This window comes from Moorena producens PAL-8-15-08-1 (assembly GCF_001767235.1).
Taxonomy (GTDB): domain Bacteria; phylum Cyanobacteriota; class Cyanobacteriia; order Cyanobacteriales; family Coleofasciculaceae; genus Moorena; species Moorena producens_A.
Window position 1 is genome coordinate 6,756,595 of the sequence record NZ_CP017599.1, and the last position, 19,927, is coordinate 6,776,521.

The 19,927-nt window shown below is 43.7% G+C and carries 20 protein-coding genes, 1 tRNA gene and 1 pseudogene; 11 read left to right on the forward strand and 11 right to left on the reverse strand.

Annotation, left to right across the window (positions count from 1 at the left end):
- The first annotated feature begins 236 nt into the window (after positions 1-236).
- The gene (locus BJP34_RS24725; protein ID WP_070394639.1) at positions 237-1,217 is read left to right on the forward strand and encodes an SDR family NAD(P)-dependent oxidoreductase; all 981 of its coding nucleotides are present in this window, start codon (positions 237-239) and stop codon (positions 1,215-1,217) included.
- Between the two features lie 27 nt (positions 1,218-1,244).
- A complete protein-coding gene (locus BJP34_RS24730; protein WP_070394640.1) occupies positions 1,245-2,030 on the forward strand; it encodes an SDR family NAD(P)-dependent oxidoreductase in 786 nt (261 codons plus the stop codon).
- 62 nt (positions 2,031-2,092) lie between these two features.
- Here the strand turns inward: BJP34_RS24730 and BJP34_RS44405 are convergent, their stop codons facing one another.
- From BJP34_RS44405 to hisIE, 3 genes and pseudogenes are all read right to left on the reverse strand, one after another.
- Positions 2,093-2,251, reverse strand: a complete 159-nt coding sequence (locus BJP34_RS44405) for a hypothetical protein (RefSeq protein WP_158517453.1) — start codon at positions 2,249-2,251, stop codon at positions 2,093-2,095.
- Between the two features lie 73 nt (positions 2,252-2,324).
- Positions 2,325-3,231: pseudogene (locus BJP34_RS24735) on the reverse strand (Rpn family recombination-promoting nuclease/putative transposase).
- 181 nt (positions 3,232-3,412) lie between these two features.
- Entirely contained in the window at positions 3,413-4,063 is a 651-nt protein-coding gene (hisIE, locus tag BJP34_RS24740; protein ID WP_070394641.1) for a bifunctional phosphoribosyl-AMP cyclohydrolase/phosphoribosyl-ATP diphosphatase HisIE, read from the reverse strand.
- Between the two features lie 304 nt (positions 4,064-4,367).
- Here hisIE and hemL point away from each other — a divergent pair, with 304 nt between their 5' ends.
- On the forward strand, positions 4,368-5,675 hold the full coding sequence (hemL, locus tag BJP34_RS24745; protein ID WP_070394642.1) for a glutamate-1-semialdehyde 2,1-aminomutase: 1,308 nt from the start codon (positions 4,368-4,370) through the stop codon (positions 5,673-5,675).
- A gap of 221 nt (positions 5,676-5,896) precedes the next feature.
- Here hemL and BJP34_RS24750 read toward each other — a convergent pair whose 3' ends face one another.
- Together BJP34_RS24750 and BJP34_RS49395 are read right to left on the reverse strand one after the other, a co-directional pair.
- Positions 5,897-6,388 carry a YajQ family cyclic di-GMP-binding protein gene (locus BJP34_RS24750; RefSeq protein WP_070394643.1) on the reverse strand — a complete coding sequence of 164 codons (492 nt, stop codon included), beginning with the start codon at positions 6,386-6,388 and terminating at the stop codon, positions 5,897-5,899.
- A 43-nt stretch (positions 6,389-6,431) separates the two neighbouring features.
- Positions 6,432-6,557 carry a hypothetical protein gene (locus tag BJP34_RS49395; protein ID WP_267876366.1) on the reverse strand — a complete coding sequence of 42 codons (126 nt, stop codon included), beginning with the start codon at positions 6,555-6,557 and terminating at the stop codon, positions 6,432-6,434.
- Between the two features lie 185 nt (positions 6,558-6,742).
- Between BJP34_RS49395 and BJP34_RS49400 the strand changes: the two genes are divergently transcribed.
- A complete protein-coding gene (locus BJP34_RS49400) occupies positions 6,743-6,868 on the forward strand; it encodes a hypothetical protein (RefSeq protein ID WP_267876367.1) in 126 nt (41 codons plus the stop codon).
- 49 nt (positions 6,869-6,917) lie between these two features.
- Here BJP34_RS49400 and BJP34_RS24755 read toward each other — a convergent pair whose 3' ends face one another.
- Entirely contained in the window at positions 6,918-7,328 is a 411-nt protein-coding gene (locus tag BJP34_RS24755) for an MAPEG family protein (RefSeq protein WP_070394644.1), read from the reverse strand.
- A gap of 43 nt (positions 7,329-7,371) precedes the next feature.
- Positions 7,372-7,875, reverse strand: coding sequence for a DNA-processing protein DprA (locus tag BJP34_RS24760; RefSeq protein WP_008180076.1), 504 nt, complete (start codon positions 7,873-7,875; stop codon positions 7,372-7,374).
- A 142-nt stretch (positions 7,876-8,017) separates the two neighbouring features.
- Between BJP34_RS24760 and BJP34_RS44410 the strand changes: the two genes are divergently transcribed.
- Positions 8,018-8,176, forward strand: coding sequence for a hypothetical protein (locus BJP34_RS44410; RefSeq protein ID WP_158517454.1), 159 nt, complete (start codon positions 8,018-8,020; stop codon positions 8,174-8,176).
- 53 nt (positions 8,177-8,229) lie between these two features.
- Positions 8,230-8,303, forward strand: a tRNA-Val gene (locus BJP34_RS24765).
- Between the two features lie 46 nt (positions 8,304-8,349).
- Here the strand turns inward: BJP34_RS24765 and BJP34_RS24770 are convergent.
- Both BJP34_RS24770 and BJP34_RS24775 read right to left on the reverse strand, forming a co-directional pair.
- On the reverse strand, positions 8,350-9,690 hold the full coding sequence (locus BJP34_RS24770; protein WP_070394645.1) for an FAD-binding oxidoreductase: 1,341 nt from the start codon (positions 9,688-9,690) through the stop codon (positions 8,350-8,352).
- A 7-nt stretch (positions 9,691-9,697) separates the two neighbouring features.
- The gene (locus tag BJP34_RS24775; RefSeq protein ID WP_070394646.1) at positions 9,698-10,024 is read right to left on the reverse strand and encodes an element excision factor XisI family protein; all 327 of its coding nucleotides are present in this window, start codon (positions 10,022-10,024) and stop codon (positions 9,698-9,700) included.
- A 512-nt stretch (positions 10,025-10,536) separates the two neighbouring features.
- Between BJP34_RS24775 and BJP34_RS37530 the strand changes: the two genes are divergently transcribed.
- The 4 genes from BJP34_RS37530 to BJP34_RS24785 all read left to right on the forward strand — a co-directional run bounded on the left by BJP34_RS37530 (position 10,537) and on the right by BJP34_RS24785 (position 16,770).
- Entirely contained in the window at positions 10,537-10,719 is a 183-nt protein-coding gene (locus tag BJP34_RS37530; protein WP_083305337.1) for a hypothetical protein, read from the forward strand.
- On the forward strand, positions 10,673-11,113 hold the full coding sequence (locus tag BJP34_RS24780; RefSeq protein ID WP_070394647.1) for a hypothetical protein: 441 nt from the start codon (positions 10,673-10,675) through the stop codon (positions 11,111-11,113). Before BJP34_RS37530 ends, BJP34_RS24780 begins: the two co-directional genes overlap by 47 nt.
- A gap of 89 nt (positions 11,114-11,202) precedes the next feature.
- On the forward strand, positions 11,203-11,373 hold the full coding sequence (locus BJP34_RS44415; RefSeq protein ID WP_158517455.1) for a hypothetical protein: 171 nt from the start codon (positions 11,203-11,205) through the stop codon (positions 11,371-11,373).
- Positions 11,374-11,448: 75 nt separating this feature from the next.
- Complete coding sequence (locus tag BJP34_RS24785) at positions 11,449-16,770, forward strand: tetratricopeptide repeat protein (protein ID WP_229424014.1); 5,322 nt, start codon at positions 11,449-11,451, stop codon at positions 16,768-16,770.
- Between the two features lie 127 nt (positions 16,771-16,897).
- Here BJP34_RS24785 and BJP34_RS24790 read toward each other — a convergent pair whose 3' ends face one another.
- Both BJP34_RS24790 and BJP34_RS24795 read right to left on the reverse strand, forming a co-directional pair.
- Positions 16,898-17,635, reverse strand: coding sequence for an METTL5 family protein (locus tag BJP34_RS24790; protein ID WP_070394649.1), 738 nt, complete (start codon positions 17,633-17,635; stop codon positions 16,898-16,900).
- Positions 17,636-17,735: 100 nt separating this feature from the next.
- Complete coding sequence (locus tag BJP34_RS24795; RefSeq protein ID WP_229424015.1) at positions 17,736-19,064, reverse strand: KamA family radical SAM protein; 1,329 nt, start codon at positions 19,062-19,064, stop codon at positions 17,736-17,738.
- A gap of 555 nt (positions 19,065-19,619) precedes the next feature.
- On the opposite strand from BJP34_RS24795, the gene BJP34_RS44420 reads away from it, so the two are divergent.
- On the forward strand, positions 19,620-19,760 hold the full coding sequence (locus tag BJP34_RS44420) for a hypothetical protein (RefSeq protein ID WP_158517456.1): 141 nt from the start codon (positions 19,620-19,622) through the stop codon (positions 19,758-19,760).
- Positions 19,761-19,927 lie beyond the last annotated feature (167 nt).

Consider the following 19,927-nt stretch of genomic DNA (forward strand, 5'->3'; position numbering starts at 1 on the left):
GATAGTTAATGGGAAAAATTTGTTTTATTATTTAGTTCGATATTTACGATAATCGACTAATAGAGAGAAATAGTAACCATAAAATTCCCAAACAATGCTAGCATGAATTAAGAGCAAAATCCAAAAAAATAATTATGGTAAGCCTTTAGCAATAATCGATATTTAGAGATAAATTTTAACCATAAAATGTTAAAAATATGTTAACATGAATTAAGTCAATATCAAAAAAAGTAATTATGGGAAGCCTTGAAGGTAAAATAACCTTAGTCACGGGTGCCAGCCGTGGTATTGGTAAAGGAATTGCGATTGGCCTTGGCGAGGCAGGTGCTACGGTATATATTACTGGTCGTAGTCTCGACAGTTCCAATGTCACAGAGGGAGTTTCCGGTAGTCTTAGGGAAACCCAATTAGCTGTGCAAGATGCTGGTGGGATTTGTATTCCGGTCATGGTAGATCATAGCGACGACCAACAAGTGCGCTTACTCTTTGAACGGATTCAAGACGAGCAGAAGGGACAACTGGATCTGCTGGTCAATAATGCCTTTTCAGGAGTGCAGGCATTGAAGGATGGATACGAAAAACCATTTTGGGAATGCCCTGAGAATGTTTGGGATGCTGTCAATCATGTCGGTCTCCGCAGCCATTATATTGCCAGTGTTTTTGCAGCTCGACTGATGATTCAGCGTCAGCAGGGGCTGATTTGCACCATCTCATCTTGGGGCGGCATGTCTTACATCTTTGGTGCCGCCTATGGAGCGGGTAAAGCAGCTTGCGATCGACTTGCTGCTGATATGGCTGTTGAACTCAAGCCATATAATGTGACGTCCCTTTCGATTTGGCCAGGCATAGTTGGTACCGAACATATTTCCAGTTTGGCTTTGCAAATGGCAGAAGATAAACCAGGTAATCAGCAAAGCCGAGTGATATCTCAAGGCTTTAATTGGGAAACTCCTTTACTAACAGGGCGCGTTATTGCTGCCCTTGCTGCGGACCCAACTGTAATCCGCTTTACAGGCCGTGTTCGAGTTGTTGCAGAACTGGCTGATCACTATGGAATTATCGATAAAGACGGGTTACGTCCGGTATCACTACGCTCTCTACGTTTTATAGCTCCAATGTTGTGGCCACCATTAATAAAATATGCGTCGCTGATACCTAACATTAATATACCCTGGTTTTTCTTACTATGGGGAATACTCCAATCTCCTAAAATTTAACCGATAGCAAAAATTGATAACAATTAAATGAGCAATCTCCATGGAGCTGTTGTACTGATAACCGGTGCCGCCGGTGGATTCGGTCAGGAACTGACTCGACAATTATTAGAATCTGGTAGCCGTTTGATCCTCACGGATCTTGATAAAACTATTCTTAAAGAGCGTGCCGAAGCTATTCAACGGGAGGTTAAAACTGGGGATATACTTGCCCTTATGGGGATTAATCTTTCTGAACGTGACGGATGCGAAACCCTTTATCGCCAGGTTAAAGACCTGGAAATAGAAATCGATATTTTGATCAACAATGCTGGAATTGGGCTTTTTGGTCGCATGGACGAAGTTCCTGGGGAAAAATGGGAAAGCTTGATGCAGGTAAATCTGCTGGCACCAATGCGATTAAGTTCTCTATTTGCCGCCGATATGATTAGGCGTCGCCAAGGTCACATCGTTAACATTTCCTCTGCTGCTGGCTGGATTGCACCCGCTGGCATGGCTCATTATGCTGCTAGTAAATTCGGGTTGCGAGGATTCAGCGAAGGGCTTTTAAATGAAGTTAAAATTTATAACGTCAAGGTTACAGCTGTTTATCCCTTTTATAGCCGTACTCCCATTATCCAGTCGGAAAAATATGGAACCCTTGCCAAAGAAAATCAGGGGTTGCCGGACTATATAATAACTGATCCGGCTAAGGTTATAGGGCAAACGATTCAAGCAATTATTGATAATAAACGTGAAGTTTGTCCTGATGGAATTGCAAAAAGTATCTCAGTTATTAAACGTTTTTTTCCCCAATTATTAAACTGGATTTTTTAAACTGGATTTTTAATGGGTTCAACCGGAAACCAAAAGCCGATTTATAGGATTTATACCATTTATTAATTGGGTGGGGTACTTTCTTTTAGGGAGCAGGGAGCAGCGGATCTGGGAATAGGGAATGGGAAAACCGGAATAGGGAATAGGGAACAGGAAAAAAATGGTGTTTTAGGGAATAGGGAATAGGGACAAGCAAGGGTTGGGTGGTGCGAGAAGCCCACACTTAAAACCCACACTTACAAGGGTAGGAAGTGTGGGAGCATGGCACTGAGCTTTGATGCGTACGCATCCGATTTATTGCTGATGCTCAGCCAACCACACAGCTACATCGGTGACTGTCTCAAAATCCAACAGCGCCTCGCTCAACTCCTCCAATTGAGTAATAGAAAGCTTTTGAATCCTCTCAAGTAGCTGGTTCTCAACATTACCAAACCGACGGGTCAGTTGACGTATAATGATTGAGTACCCTTCCTCTTGCCTTCCTTCACGTTTTCCTTCGAGTTTTCCTTCACGTTTTCCTTCGAGTTTTCCTTCACGTTTTCCTTCGAGTAAACCCAGTTGATGTCCTTTTTGAATTATCTTCTGATAAATTACAGACTCTTGCATCACTTCCTCCGGAAATAATTCTCCTATCAACCCTTTGTCGAACCGCAAGCCAGCTAGTAACTGCGTACAAGCGGAGATGTTAGTAAAAGCTAGTGGTTCTTCAATCCTATCCACTGCTGCCGCCACTTGCTCTAATAATCGTTTAGGAGACTCACGCTTATGCTAAAGTAGCAAAAGGCAATAAGGCGGGATTGGCCAAAAATTGCTCAGGGTCTTGCTCCCACATCCTGATTACTCGATAGCGATGGCTAGTGTTACTCTCCAGCAACTGGTTAGTATAAACTTTAGATGAGGTGGTGAACTTGAGAAATATCACGACCTGTTCAACAGGACAGTTATACTTTTCTCTGAGTCTGAGCCAATACTTGAGCATCCGCAATGGTAAGGATGGTTTGGAAGCCGGTAGGGTTTGAAATTCCCACTGCAATATTTGATTTGCCGTTTGCAGCAGGGTCAAGGAATCCGCATGAATCGGTTCGGTATTTAACTCAGTTTTTAGCACCGATATTTCAGTAACTTCAATACCATGAAGCCACCTGACCAAATCAGCTGGGTAGTTTTCGGCAAGATATTTACATATATTATCGTAAGCCAAGGTAGTGATCTATGGTTAACAGTACCTGGGCCAGTTTACCGGATTTGGTAAAAAAAAGCGATGCTCTCTCACAGACGCGATCGCATCCATGGTGATTGGCCTTTTGGCTTCTTTCTATAATTAAAATCTGCTGCAATCACCAATTACCTTTTCCCCAATTATTAAAGTGGATTGTCTAACACTATCGACGGCGCTGTTGCAATTTGCGATAAACATCCCGTACATCAACCTGATGGTAAGCCATAGCAACTAGGGTGTGATAGACCAAGTCCGCTACTTCAGATGCGATCGCATCCGGGTCATCATCCTTACACGCCATTACCACTTCTGCAGCTTCTTCCCCAATTTTTTTAAGAATCTTATTATCCCCACCCTTAAACAACTTACAGGTATAGGACCCTTCTACGGGATGGTCACGGCGATCGCAAATTATCTCAAACAACTGAGACAAGGTATCTGCTGGAGGGGCTACTTTCTTACCCTCCACTCGATGGAAACAGCTACGCTCACCGAGATGGCAGGCAATATCACCAATTTGTTCCGCCGTCACGAGTAAAGCATCACTGTCACAGTCGTAGCGGATGGATTTTATCCTTTGTAAATGCCCAGATGTAGCACCCTTGTGCCACAATTCCTGACGAGAGCGACTCCAAAACCAGGTTTCTCCTGTATCGAGGGTTTTTTGCAATGACTCCCGATTCATCCAAGCCATCATTAATATCGTACCATCTAGGTAATCTTGGACAATGGCTGGCACTAGTCCTTGATCGTTGTAGCGAATTTGGTCAACTGGTATAGCTTGGCTAATGGAAGTCGGTTCAGATGCTGACATAGTTTTAGGGCAACAGATTGAAACACCCAGCGGGTCAAACAGCTTTAATGAGATACACCCTACAAGATACCACCCCTGACATCCAATTGATCACTAAATAGTGATCAGTAAATCTGGATTCTTTCTTTACAAATTCAAAACGGATCAGTCTCCATAGGATAATAATCTCTTGTCCAGTATTGCCCCTAAGCCGAAGTTACCTGATCCGAAGTTCCCTATTGCCCTGTTTAAGGGGGGTAATGGGGTTAGAGCTTTTTACCTTATTTTCAACTAACCCGTACATTATTGATATTAGGAGACTATTTTGGTTACCACCACCTCGTTTAAAACCACCAAATCACAAGAAATTTTCAGCGCCGCCCAAAACCTAATGCCAGGAGGGGTCAGCTCCCCAGTCAGAGCCTTTAAATCCGTAGGGGGAGAACCGATTGTATTTGACCGAGTTCAAGGAGCATACATCTGGGATGTAGATGGAAACCAGTACATTGACTATGTAGGTACCTGGGGACCAGCCATTTGCGGTCATGCTCATCCGGATGTTATTGGGGCATTGCACCAGGCTCTAGACAAGGGTACCAGTTTTGGAGCTCCCTCCGCCCTAGAGAACGTGCTAGCAGAAATGGTGATTGACGCCGTTCCTAGTATTGAAATGGTGCGGTTTGTTAATTCTGGTACCGAAGCCTGTATGGCAGTGCTGCGCCTGATGCGTGCCTTCACAGGACGGGACAAAATTATCAAATTTTCTGGCTGCTACCATGGTCACGCCGATATGCTGCTGGTACAAGCTGGTTCTGGAGTGGCTACTCTAGGTTTACCGGATTCCCCTGGTGTTCCTAAGTCTGCCACTGCTAATACGTTAACCGCTACCTATAACAACCTGGAGGAAGTTAAAGCTTTATTTGAGCAATATCCCAATGAGATTGGTGGGGTCATCCTAGAACCGGTGGTGGGGAATTCTGGTTTCATCACTCCTGTGCCTGGTTTTCTTGAAGGCTTGCGGGAAGTGACTCAAAAGCATGGCGCTCTACTGGTGTTTGATGAAGTGATGACTGGCTTCCGGATTGCCTACGGTGGTGCTCAGGAGAAATTTGGCATCACTCCTGACCTGACTACCCTAGGTAAAATTATCGGTGGTGGTTTGCCCGTGGGAGCCTATGGCGGACGAAAGGATATCATGTCCATGGTGGCACCAGCAGGGCCAATGTATCAAGCCGGAACCCTCTCTGGGAATCCTCTAGCCATGACAGCAGGCATTAAAACCCTGGAGTTACTCAAGAAACCGGGTACCTATGAACAGCTAGAGACTATTACTAAAAAGCTCTCCGAGGGACTGCTGCAAATTGCTAAAGATGCTGGTCATACCACTACTGGTGGTTACATCAGCGCTATGTTTGGTATGTTCTTTACTGGTGTTCCAGTTCATAACTTCGATGATGCCAAAACCTCTGATTCATCCAAATTCACTGCTTTCCATCGGGGCATGTTAGAGCGTGGAATATACCTAGCCCCCTCACAATTTGAAGCAGGATTTACCTCCCTAGCTCACACCGAGGACGATATTGACCGCACATTAGCAGCAGCTAAGGAAGTCATTTCTAGTATCAAGCCATAGTAGTTTAGAGTTTAAGCTATCAGCATTCAGCTCTCAGCTATCAGCATTCAGCTCTCAGCTATCAGCATTCAGCTCTCAGCTATCAGCATTCAGCTCTCAGCTCTCAGTTAGCTTATGGGTAACATCACAGGCTAGAAGCCTGTGCCACCCCACTTGACTTTTGAATAAAATAAGCTGACGGCTGACGGCTGACGGCTGACGGCTGACGGCTGATAACTTACTTATCGATAGTTAGTAAATTGCAAAGCAACTGGCAAATCTTCTTGCTTCAACCGCTGGATGATATCTTGTAAGTCATCCTTAGATTTGCTAGATACTCTAACTGAATCACCTTGAATCGAGGCTTGCACTTTTTTAAATTCATCTCGAATCAATTTGGTGATTTTTTTACTATATTCTTGGCTGATGCCTTTTTTTAGCGTGATTTCTTGGCGAACACGATTACCACTAGCTGCTTCTACTTTACCATATTCGAAGATTTTTTGCGAAAGTTCCCGTTTCGCAGCTTTGGTACGAAGAACAGTATGCACAGCATCTAGGGTAAAGTCACTATCAGTATTGATGGTGATAGATTCTTCTCCTAATTCGACAGTGGTTTTTGTATCTTTGAGGTCGTAACGACTTTTGATTTCACGAATAGTTTGATCCACAGCATTGACCAACTCTTGTCGATCAAAGTCACTAACAATATCAAAAGAATAAGTACTAGCCATAATTAATAACGGTCAGCGGTAGGGCCTGAGCAATGGTCACTCACTACGTGACATACTCCCGACGCTGACAAGCACGGTACAGCGCGGGCTTCTTACCAACACCATCCAACGATTCGGTTACTCGGTAAGCTTTATTAACGACACGGGATGCCCCTCCGCGCCGGAACAATACAACTCGTTCTATTTTTAGCTAGTAGGTGGCGGTTAGCTCTTAATTTGTTTTCCCTACTGTCCCTAGTATATCCCATTGGCAAGCTACGTTCCGACCCTTGCCCCGCGCTTTCCATACGACACTTACCCCATGAAGGTAAAGTGCGGGGCTTCTCGCGGTTTAGCTAACAGCTTAAAACCAAAATGGAAATTTGTTGCACCCTATACAAAATTTTTAAACCTATTGATATCAAGCCCGGTTCCATCAGTATTGGATCAGCCAATAGTGTTGGGGCGGTGGCTCAAGCTGGTGGCTCTCAAGACAAATGACCAACAACCAAAACTATCAACGGCCCGAAGCAAGTGGACTTGATCTTGTCTAGCCACTGACGCTGCTTAGACTCAGAACAAACAGAGTACCACTGGAAAGAGAGCCGATGGCAAACATCAGCGATCGCCCCAAGGGAATATCGAGAATGTAAAACACCGAGTAGAAGACTCGGGCAATTACAAATGCGATCGCACACCCGATGGCGAGGGTTGAATTCTGACCGGTAACATAAGCCATCAAAGCGGCTGCGCTAAATATAATAAAGGTTTCAAAGGAGTTCTGATGTGCCCAAGTTGCTCGTTGGGCATAGGGCGGTAGCTGATCAAACATGGCGCGAGGGGCACTTTGGTCATAGCCTAGTTTGAAACGGCTGTAGCCAACTACCAGAAATGGTAGATAGATTAAAACCGTTGCCCCCACAATACAGTAAAGTAAAATTCCCGAACCGGATAGATGCATAGTCTAGCTCACACTAATCAAAATTAATCACAATTAATCACAACTAATCAAAATAGAACAGAGTAACAACCTTGTTTTGCTGTTCCGCCTCCTTACAGGTGTTGAGGAGGGTACGGCTATCATGGAATGCGAAACAAATTAACTGCTGACACCTCGCAACAATTTCGGCATTACACAAGGCACTAGCTTCAGCGAGAGACAAGGTATCATTTTGGGGGTTTTCCACCAAATGCATTACCTTCTCCAAGTATTTTCGGGATTCCAGTGGCTGTCGCTGAAGACTTTGGGGCAAAATTACCGTTAGCAAGGAGGGATCGGCTCGCATAGCACCTCGAATGGCAGCTAAGTTGGTTCCGGTCGCACCAGAGGTAATCAGACGATTACCCGCTTGCACTAAGGCATAGCTCATCATCTCAATTAGATTCTGATGAGTGATCGGAACGTGACGTGACCCCAACAAGGCAATTCGCTTAGAACCAGTTTGCTGTATGGCTGCGAGTTCCTTGGCTAATGTATCGATACTGGCGGTTTCTATTGGTTGACTCAAAGATAAAGATGCTAGTAAAGGCTGAACGACCAGGATATTTTAGCAGAACTAATCCCTCCTGTCCTCTTTCAAAAGAATTTGAAGGAAAGGCAATAGGCATGCTAGCAATAGGCATGCTAGCAATAGGAAATAGGAAATAGGCATGCTAGCAATAGGTAATTGCCCTCAAACGTTCCTGAGAATTGCTATAGCAGTCGAAGCAAAGCTTAGGACATCTTTTGCTCCCTGCTCCCTGCTCCCTGCTCCCTGCTCCCAGATCCGCTGTTCCCAGATCCGCTGTTCCCTGTTCCCTTTGCTATAGGGTTTAAATAAAATTGCTATCTTGTAAATATGTGCTATCATAATGAATGGTTTGGACGCATAGCTCAGTTGGTTAGAGCACCACGTTGACATCGTGGGGGTCACTGGTTCGAGTCCAGTTGTGTCCATATTTATTTCACACCCCATCTCCCCACACTTCCCACACTCCTTACTCTACCGATGCTCCCAGGCTCGCATTTTACCGGGATTCATCAATCCATAGGGATCAACTATTTCTTTAAACCGCAACTGTTCCATATCAACGGTTTTCATACCCCCATCTTCTAGGATGTAGGTGTGGGGATTAGCAATCATAGCGCCATAGTCTTCGTGATAGCGAATAATCTCATTCAAACGGTCTTCGGAACTATACCGAACGATTTGTAGTCCCACTGGTATGAGTTGTCCTGCCACTCGCATAAATTCTAAATGCATGATCACTTCATCCCCAAAGTGCTCATACATATGCTCCACCTGCTCCAGATTCACAAATGAGGTTTGTAAATAGGTGAGGCTGGGATCAACACTACGGGCGTGTAAGGTGGTATGATTCCAGGTGAACTCTGCTAGGCTCACTCCTTTACTCGCTTCTAGGGCAGTCTTCTGGTAAGTGACCTCTCCACCATACTCCCGAACTAAATCCTGGAATGGCTCTAGGGAAGATTCCGCGATCATCAGCAAGGTACAGTGCTTAGCTTCGGGAAGGTAGTTGCTGAGAGCGGCAAAGTAGGATGGAATTGGCCAAGCGTGAATGCTAATCAGTTTCTTAATCAAGCCATCAGCATCACCTAAGGCTTGACCAAATCTCGCAGCAGTCATAAAGTCATCAAAGACTACTATCACTTCAGCCCAAGGATAGACTGGTCCTAGGGGTATTTCTAATTCGGTGATAATGCCATTGGTGCCATAGGCGTGATTGACCTTCTGCACCTGATCTGACCGTAATTCGATTACACGGGGCTGGTCTTCGAGGGTGACCACTTGCACAGCATGAAGATTTCCGCGATCGCGTAATACTCCATAAGTAATGGAACCAATGCCACCACTGCCGCCACCAATAAACCCACCAATCGTAGCAGTGCGATAGGTAGAGGGAGCCATGCGCAATTCCCAGCCAATTTTATGAGCTTCTTTGTCAAAGGCGGCTAGCTTCACCCCTGGCTGAACAGAGGCTAAACCCGGTTTAATCCAGTTAATCTGATTCATGCGAGTAGTATCGAGAATCAGACCACCGTTGAGGGGGATACACTGACCATAATTACCAGTGCCTGAGCCTCTTACGGTTAGGGGAGCTTTGTACTTAACGCAAACCCTAGCTATTTCCAGGACTTCCGCCACCGTAGTCGGACGAACTACGATATTCCCCCGTTTATCTTTAAGCTGGGATTCCAGTACCGGACTGAAGTGGTAGTAGTCTAGGGATAATTTAGCAACTTGGGTTGGGTCATCAATAATTTCTATTCCGGTAAGTTCCGAGGCTAGGGAATTCCAGTCAATAGCTTGGGGGGTTGTCATCTGAGGTTCAGCAGGTCTGGGGAGTAGGTGCAGGGATTGAAACCCATTGACAAATAATATCTTCTACTGGGATACCTGCCGCAATCAGTGCAGAGGTTAACCCTTCCTCGAAGTTATCTTCTTCAATCATGACTTGGCTATCGACTAAGCGAGCATGAAACAGAATGGAGTTGATCCAGCGTTGCTTATCCCAGCCTGTAGCCAGAATCAGAAAATGACCGGAATCGCGATCGCAAACAGGATAAAGCTTAATTGCTTGTAAGCGAGGTTGGGCACGAGTTGCCTCTTGCAGGGTTTTTTTCAGAATATCTGCATAGCTTAGTGAGCGCTCCATTTAACAATAGCCTCCTGCTCTGGTTCGTCAACTAATAAGTTAATTTTATTCCTCTCGACAGCTAGCTGAAAAATTGGTTTTTGGAAATGTCGAATATATAGCAATTATACGACTTGTGAGGTACAAATTTCTGGTTTTTAGCGACTGAGGCCGTTGGCCACGCGGGGCGCGTTCGGAGCAGGGACTGAGGCCGTTGGCCACGCGGGGCGCGTTCGGAGCAGGTAAGAGGGAAAAGGCAAGAGGAAAGAGGTAAAAAATAATGTGTACCTCATGAGTCCTAGAAACGCTATAAGCTATTTTAAGGGATTATAGCATAGCTGAGACAGTCCACCACGCACTTTTGCATGGATGCCTTTTGCCTTGCTATATACCAGTTTTTAATTGGGTGAGGTAAACATTTTGGGTTAATGGGAGCAGCAATCCCCCAAAGCCGAGTAAATTACCAGCATAGTACGTCATCCTCTTGAAGTGTTATAATGACCTAACTCTCTCGATTTGGGATTTTTAGCCACATGAAAAAAGTAGTTAATAAAATTAAAATTAAGCAACAAAAAAGCGATTTTATCTACTGGCAAAAACAGTCCTATAAAAAACGCTTAGAAACCCTAGAAATAATCCGTCAGCAATACCACCACTATCAAGACAACAATGCTCAACCAAGACTTCAAAGAGTTTATACAATTATTAAACGATAATCAAGTAAAGTATTTAGTAATTGGGGGTTATGCAGTAGCTGTACATGGTCATCCTCGCTATACCAAAGATATTGATATTTGGATAGAAATGAGTCCAGAAAATGCTCAACAAATGATGATAGCATTAACCCAATTTGGTTTTGGTAGTTTGGGGTTAGCTGCTGAAGATTTCCAAACCCCAGACCAAATTATACAATTAGGTTATCCACCTAATCGAATAGATTTAATTACTACTCCAGATGGGATAGATTTTGAAACCTGTTATCAGGCTAAAATCGAGGTAATCATTGACGATATATCGGTTAATTTTATTGATTTAGACAATCTTAAAAAAAATAAACAAGCATCAGGAAGGTTACAAGATTTAGCTGATTTGGAAAATTTACAAGATTGAACATCCATCCTGTTAAAATTCAGTGAAATTCTCCGCACTTGATATTTAGGTTTAACTACTTCTGACTGGGTGCATCTCCTAAAAGCTGTTTGAGCCGGTGGTGCGTTACGGGGCGGACTATCCCAACCCTGGCGCTCGAGGCCAACAATAAGGGCAAGTCCGCCCCTAACGCACCCTACTGGACTGGCACTACGCACTCCCTACTCCTTACTCCCTACTCCCTACTCCCTACTCCCTACTCCCTACTCCCTACTCCTTGACCCAATTCAAAACTTCCTTAGTAAAATTTGCATAAAAGTAGCACCACCTAAGGATATATAGTAAGAAACTACCAAGTGGCTGATTTGTCAATGGGTACTTACTCTACTATTCCTGTATTCTGTCTCAAGCTCGCTAGTGCTACCTTACTGTGCCTGGTTTCACCGATCCTAGCTCCGGAAACTCTGGGAGTTGCTCCAGCAGTAGCACAAAAGACTCCAGACCAAGCCACTCAAGCTGAGCAGTTATTCGATAGGGCAAGGTTAGAGTTTGTTAAAGGTCAGTTGCCTCAAGCCAAAGAGAGTTATCAACGAGTGTTAAAGATTTATCGGGAATTGGGAAACTCTACAGGTGTTGCTAAAGCTCTCAATGGCCTTGGACAGGTTTACAATTTATTATCTCAAGAAAGCAAAGCTCTGGAGGTATTGCAGCAAGCTCTGAAAATCCAGCAAGGTAATGGAGACCGTAAGGGGGAAGGGGAAACCCTGACCCATATCGGAACAGTTTATTCAAATCTCGAAGAGTATCCTAAAGCCCTGGAGTTGTTCGAGCAAGCCCTAACTATTAACCAAGAAGTAGGTAATCAGCTTGGGATTGGTTATGCACTGGTTAATCTTGGCTCAGTTTACTCCTCCCAAGGAGAGTATGACAAAGCCTTAGATAGATTACAGCAAGGTCTGAGTATTATCAAAGAGGTAGGTAAGACTGAAAAAAGCGATGCTCTGAAAGAGCCGCTACGCGATTGGCCTTTGGCCACGCTTCGCGAACGCATTCTAGCACGCTACTATCAAGCCTACGCTCTGAATGTGATCGGCTCAGCTTACATCAGGTCAGGGAAATTGAACCAAGCTTGGGAGTTTCTGGAACAAGCTCATACCCTGAGTCGAGAAGAAGGTTATGGATTAGGAGAAGGTGTAGCCCTGACCTGGAAGGGAATACTGTATAACAATCAAGGGGAATTGGATAAAGGGCTAGAAAGCCTGGAGTTGGCATTAGCCATTACTAAACCAACTGGTTTTCGGGGATTAGAACAGAATATTCTATTTTTGATTGGAGGGATTTACAACAAAAAAGGAAACTATGTCAAAGCCCTGGAGGTTTACCAGGAATCCTTAGCGATTCGGCGAGAATTGGGTAAGCGTAAGCTGGAAGGAATTGCGCTGAATACTATTGGCGTGGTTTACGATAAACAGCAACAGTATGAACAAGCCCTCAATTATTATCAGCAAGCCTTAGCTATTCACCGGGAAGTTAAGAATCAGGTTGCGGAAAGCACCACCCTTGGTAATATTGCTACACTTTACCAAAAGCAAGAACAGTATGACCAAGCCATTGACTATTATCAGCAAGCTTTAGCTATTCATCGCGAACTCGAAAATCAAGTTCAGGAATGGAGTACCCTTGGTAATATTGCTCAGGTTTACTACAAACAGGGAAAGTATCAGCAAAGCATAAACTATTACCAACAAGCCTTAGCCATTTCCCAAAAATTTGAAAATCCTACGGGAAAAGGTGCAAATCTTTGGGGGATTGGGAACGCTTCTTATCAATTGGGTAAGCTTGACCAAGCTATAGACTATTACCAACAAGCCTTAGCTATTGTCCGCAAACTTGACAATACTTCGGTTGAAGCAAATATTCTGACAGGGCTTGGACTAGCTCAAATCAGGGAAGGAAAGTATCAGCAAGCCCTGGAGTCTTATCAGCAACTCCTAGCCCTTGCCCGAGAAACCAAAGACCGCTCTGAAGAAATAAATTCTCTCAATTTTAGTGGGCAAGTTTACAAATCTCAGGGCAAGTATGACCAAGCCCTAGATTCCTACCAGCAAGGTTTGGTTATTGCTAAAGACATTGATGACCAGGAAGCTACTGCAACCCTCCTCAATAATATTGGGGGAGTTTACAGCAATTCGGGAAAGTACAATCAAGCCCTAGATTACTTACAGCAAGGCTTAACCATTAGCGAAAAGTTAAACGATTCCTTGGGAATTGCGACTAAACTCAACAACATTGGCTTGATATATAACAACCAAGGGAAGTATCGCCAAGCTCTAGACTATTATCAGCAAGCTTTAGCGATTAACCAAGAGTTGGGCGATCACAGTCGTCATAACGTTGCTACTAACCTCAATAATATTGGGTTAGTTTACAAGAGTCAGGGTGAGTATGACAAAGCTCTAGATTACTACCAGCAAGCTTTAGCTATTTTTCAAGACATTGGCGAGCGCTCAAGGGAAAGTACTACCCTCAATAATATTGGGTTTATTTACTATGCTCGGGGTGAGTATGACCGAGCTTTAGAATACTACCAGCAATCTTTAGCTATTTCTAAAGACATTGGCGAGCGCTCAGGGGAAGGTACTACCCTTAGTAATATTGGACAAGTTTACAGAAGTCAGGGTGAGTATGACCGAGCTTTAGAATACTACCAGCAATCTCTAGCTATTTTTCAAGACATTGGTGAGCGCTCAGGGGAAGCTACTACCCTTAATAATATTGGAGAAGTTTACAGAAGTCAGGGTGAGTATGACCAAGCTTTAGAATACTACCAGCAATCTCTAACCATTCGTAAAGAGATTGGCCAGCGCTCAGGGGAAGGTACTACCCTCAATAATATTGGGTTTATTTACAATAGTCAGGGTGAGTATGACCGAGCTTTAGAATACTACCAGCAATCTCTAGCTATTTTTCAAGACATTGGTGAGCGCTCAGGGGAAGGTACTACCCTCAATAATATTGGGTTTATTTACAATAGTCAGGGTGAGTATGACCAAGCTTTAGAATACTACCAGCAATCTCTAGCCATTCGTAAAGAATTGGGGGATCGCTCAGGGGAAGGTACTACCCTCAATAATATTGCACAAGTTCACTATAATCAGGGTGAGTATGCTCAAGCTTTAGAAAACTACCAAAAAGCGTTAGAGATTGCACAAGACCTAGGGGAGCGCTCCGAAGAAGCTACTATCCTGAACAATATTGGATTAGTTTACAGTAGCCGGGGAGACAATGCCAAAGCCTTAAACTATTTTCAACAATCCCTAGAAATTAAGCAAGACATTGGTAACAAGCCGGGACTTGCTATAAGTCTCAACAATATCGGAACAGTTAATAATGACCAAGGAGAGTTTAGCCAAGCTCTAGACTATTATCAGCAAGCTTTAACCATTCAACAAAAAATAGGTGTACGCTCTCCAGAAGCTACTACCCTAGGCAACATCGGAACAGTTTACAGTTACTGGGGAAAGTATCCCAAAGCCCTAGAGTATGATCAAAAAGCCCTAGCCATTCGTCAAGACATTGGTGACCAGGCCGGTATTGGCACCACCTATAACGCTATGGGGCTAAATTATCTGGATTTGGGAGATTATGCCCAAGCCTTAGACTACTTCAACCAAGCTAATGCCATTTTTACCAAAATTGGGGCGAAGGAAGGCAGTGGGGTAACCCTGAGTAACATCGGAACAGTTTACCGAAAACAAAAACAATATCCCAAGTCTCTCCAATTTTATCAGCAATCCTTGGCTATTTCCCAACAAATTGGTAATCACCTACAGAAAGCTAACACCCTGACTGCTATCGGAATAGTTTATGAAAAACTGGGAGAGTACACTAAAGCTCTAGACTATCATCAACAAGCCTTAGAGATTCATCAAAACATTGGGGTCAAAGCTGGCATTAGCTCTACCTTGTACAATATCGGAATAGTTTACACTAACCTAGGAAACTATTCCGAAGCTTTAGCAGCTTATCAACAAGCCTTAGCCCTTTCCAGAACTCTTGGCACTCGCTTAACGGAAGGGAAAATTCTGGCTGGTATCGGTAAGTTGTATGATACCCAAAACCAATCGGGATTAGCGATTACCTTCTTCAAGCAATCCGTTAATGTCCGAGAAGGGATCCGCAAAGAGTTAAAAGTTCTGCCCATTGAACAACAACAATCCTTTACGAATACTGTTGCCGAAGACTATCGCCGCTTGGCTGATTTATTGACCCAACAAAATCGCAACTTAGAAGCCCTACGGGTGCTCGATTTACTGAAAGTCCAGGAGTTGCAGGATTACCTCAGTAATGTGCGAGGGGATGATAATACCGTTGATGGCATTACAGAACTGACTCAAGAACAGGAAATCATCAAGGGTACCCAACCGATTATCGACCAAGCCATTGCCCTGGGTCAAGAACTCAGTGAACTGGAAACTATTGTTAGGGATAAGCGCACCCAGACCCAGCAACAGCGAATCATTCAACTTAGGAAAAATCAAGCTAAGCTAACCAAAGACTTTCAAGACTTTTTGAAGAGTCCAGAGGTAGAAGCTCGCTTGGCAAAATTGAGGGAAACTACAGAAGCAGAAAACTTAGACTTAAAGAAGTATGCTAAACGATTGCAAGAGCAACTCCAGCAATTGGAACAGGATGCCGTTATTCTCTATCCCCTAGTATTAGATGACCGTTTGGAATTAGTCTTAGTTACCCCTTATGCTCCCCCGATTCGGCGCACGGTTAAGGTAAAACAAAAAGACCTGGAAAGAGCGATTAAAAACTTCCGCAGACTCCTGGCAAATCCGGCTCGTAATGCCAGAACTCCCGGCGAGCAACTGTACGAGTGGCTAATTAAACCCATTGAAGCGGACTTAGCCAAAGCTAATGCCAAAACTATAATTTATGCTCCCGATGGGAAATTGCGCTATATTCCCCTAGGGGCACTTTATGATGGCGAGCAATGGTTAATTGAGCGCTTGAGAGTTAATCAGATTACTGCTCTGAGCCTCACATCCCTAGACCATAAACCGACACCACAGTTAGACGTGTTTGCCGCTGCGGTCACCAAAGCCCATAAAGGCTTTTCGGCCTTAGAGTATACTCAACCGGAAGTAGAGCGTCTGGCAGAAACCTTTCCCAACACTAAGCTATTCATCGATAAACAGTTTCATGGGGATACCATTTATCAGATGAATGACTATTCCGTAGTGCATCTAGCCACCCACGCTGTGTTCAACAAAACTAAACAAGATTCATTTATTCTGTTTGGTGATGGCAGTCACGTTACCCTGAGCCAAGTAGAAGAAACATGGGATTTGTCCAATGTAGATTTAGTGGTCCTCAGTGCCTGTCAAACCGGCTTAGGGGGAGAATTGGGGGATGGCAAAGAAATCCTGGGTTTTGGTTATCTGATGCAAAATGCTGGTGCCGATGCTGCGATCGCATCCCTGTGGACAGTGGATGACCAGGGTACCCAAGCCTTGATGAATAAATTTTATCAGGTCTTGAAACAGGAGAAGGTTACTAAAGCGGAAGCCCTCCGACAAGCTCAAATTGCTTTAATTACCAGCAAGGTAGGGTCTGGTTTTGAACATCCTTATTTTTGGGCACCGTTTATTTTAATTGGCAATGGATTATAGGGAATAGTAACAACAATGCTTTTAAGACCCGGTGGTGCGTTACGGGGCGGATTATCACAACCCTGGCGTAACAATAAGGGCAAGTCCGCCCCTAACGCACCCTACGTAATATTTACTTAAGGTCAGACTATGCAGATTTTTTAACAGACAACAATAAACCGTGTCCTGAAGCTTCTCCTACATACCACAGTAATTTAAGGGTGCTCAAATCGAAGTATTTAGCTAAGTGAGACGTCACTTCCAGATACAAAGGAAACTGGTCATTGAAAACGCGATAGAAGAAAACAAATTCTCCTGATGGTGTTAATACTTTGCCCACGTCACTAATCGCTCTGAATACCAGATCGTCATTCCTTAAAATTCCCATTTCGTAAGATTCAGGATCGATAGGGCGCTCGATTGAACGACTGGGAAAAGGCATAAATATAGTATCGTAGGTTTCCTCCCCTTCTCCTGCACATAAATCCTGCACCTTCACCTGATCTTGACTTCGCATCAGTGGATGATTGTTAATTTCCCCGATGTTGGGATGAAGATCGGAAAATAAGACCTTTTGACTCTGTTTCAAAATACAGCAAAAGCCAATTACTCCCGCACCGCATCCAAGATCTAGCACCCGCTTTCCTTGGACATCAACAATACCACTCAAAATACCACTCATAAACGCTTGAGCAGCAATTCCACCGTAGGGATTAAACACCCCTTTGGGAACGACAACATCAAAAACGGGTTCATTTTGGTACAGGATCGTAATTTCTCGGTCTTTTGAGGAAAGTTCCTGATGAAAATTAAGATAATCTTTGCGATTATACTGTAAACTTTCCCCGTCTTTGAGAATAATAACAACGTCTTCTTGCTTAATCATTTTGAAAATCTTTAGCTCAATGAAATGGAATAAATGATCACTTTTGGTTAGGTTGTGGGTGCGATCGCTTAAAGCCCCTAGCTGACTTGTGTTAATCGCCTCACAACATCTTGCGGGTCAAAATTTCTTCTAGCTCGCTTTCATAGAAAAATTTCGATTCACCAAAAGCAGGCTTCAAATCTCCTAACCAGGTTGCTTCAGCATCAAAACTGGCAAAGAAAGGTCGATTGCACCACTCAGGGTTACGAGCTTGTAAAAAAGACAAAACAAACACTTTCTCCCCTTGAATTTCGCTAATACCTTCAATTTTGACTTTTCCTGGTAAGGCAGACATTACCGGACCACGAGCAGTTCGCCCTAATCCCGATACTTGTTGTATAGCTTGACGATAAATTTCCCAAACCTTAACTAAAGGAATTTCAAAATAGTCTTTAGCTCCTGTTTGTCGTTCGACAAACATATAGTAGGGAATACAGCCTAAGCGTACCTGCATTTGCCACATTTTCCCCCAGGTATGGGCTCTATCATTGATGTGGCGAACAACAGGAGCTTGGGTGCGAATTTTCCCTCCCGTTGTTCGAATGCGTTGGATTGCTTTTTGAGCGATTTGTGTATCTAGTTCTCGCCAGTGTTCGTAGTGAGCCATGATTGCTAGATGCTTACCCTGTTGCACTACTTTTTCAAATAAGCGCAACAAATCATCAGCATCTTCATCGGTAACATATCGATGGGGCCAGTAAGAAAGTGATTTGGTTCCAATGCGAATAGTTTGAATGTGGTCAAATTCCCCTTCTAATAAAGGTTCGATATATAAAGCCAGCTGTCGTGCTTTCATGGTCATCGGATCACCACCAGTAAGCAATACATCAGTGACTTCCTTGTGTTCTCGTAGATAATCTTGAAAATGACCCGATTCGCGAGTCGCAAATTTAAGATCATCTAATCCGACAAATTGTGGCCAACGGAAACAGAATGTACAGTAGGCATGGCAGTGTTGACCTGCTGTGGGAAAAATCAAAACTGTTTGTTGATATTTGTGTTGTACTCCCTGTAAAGGTTCACCTTCAAACGACGGTACGTTGTATTGCTTTTGTCCTGCGGGATGGGGATTAAGTCGAAGACGAATTTCATTGGCAGTTTGTCGCAGGAGTTTTTCTGGAGCATTGTCTTTTAGGAGTTGAACCATGGTATTCAAATCCCTTGACGATAACATGTCTGGCTGGGGAAACGTTAAGCGAAAAATTGGATCATCTGGTATATTTTTCCAATCAATAAGTTCTTCAACAATGTAGTTATTTGCTCGAAAAGGTAGCACTTTAGCAACAGCTTGCATTGCTAAGCGGGTTTCAGATGATATACAGGTTAACTGGGACAGTGACTTAAGATCGTTTACTGAGTAAAATTGGATTTTTTGAGATTTAGTTTTCATCGCTTTCATCGCCGAATAGGAATGGAGATTATTTTTTTATTCACCTCAGGCCGGTCAGGATAAAGAGGTTAAACTCCATAGATGTCCCAATCATTTTTACTTGTGTAGCGTGGTGTTACTTCCCCATACTACCTTACCTGATACGTAAGGAGTCCCTGAGAGGGTATTTCAAAAAAACTAGGTTCTCAGTAGGGCATGATTTTCATGGGCAAAGAGCCACCTCAACAACTTGATATCTAAAAGCTCAACAAGTTGTCATCAGTCAAACTGGTGCTGATCATCTTGAGCTCGTAACAACATAAACTCATTTCTCAACTGAAAGTAGAGATCGAAGGGCTCAAACTGGGCAGAGATAGTCATAGTCAGTAAGGCAGTACAAGTGGAAAGCTAGCAGATAGCTATCCTAGTAGACAGACCAAGAAGAATACTAGAATATTATTGTTACCACTGTCAATGTCGGGTTGCTAAATCCTATCCCTTAATCGGATCTGTTGCCAGAAAATTCAGCAGAATTTAAAGTAGGTAAAAACCATAGCTATAGCGTTTTTTATCCTAATGAGGTACACATATTTTTTACCTCTTTCCTCTTCTGAATTCAGTGCTCCGAAGCTCCGTTGGCGTTTGGCCGTAGGCCACGCGGGGCGCGTTCGCCCAGGGTCTGGCTCTGCCAGTAAGCGTGGCCCAGGACGGCCTTAGTCCCTGTCCCCTAAAACCCAAAAACTTGGGCGATTATAGCTTGAAAAGCTCTATAGTAAGGAATAGGGAATTTGCCGCCAGAGGGGTTAAATTCAACAAAGACGGTAATTTGTTAATTAAATATAAAAAAAAACTTGTTAACTTATAATCATGCGACTAACCTTCTG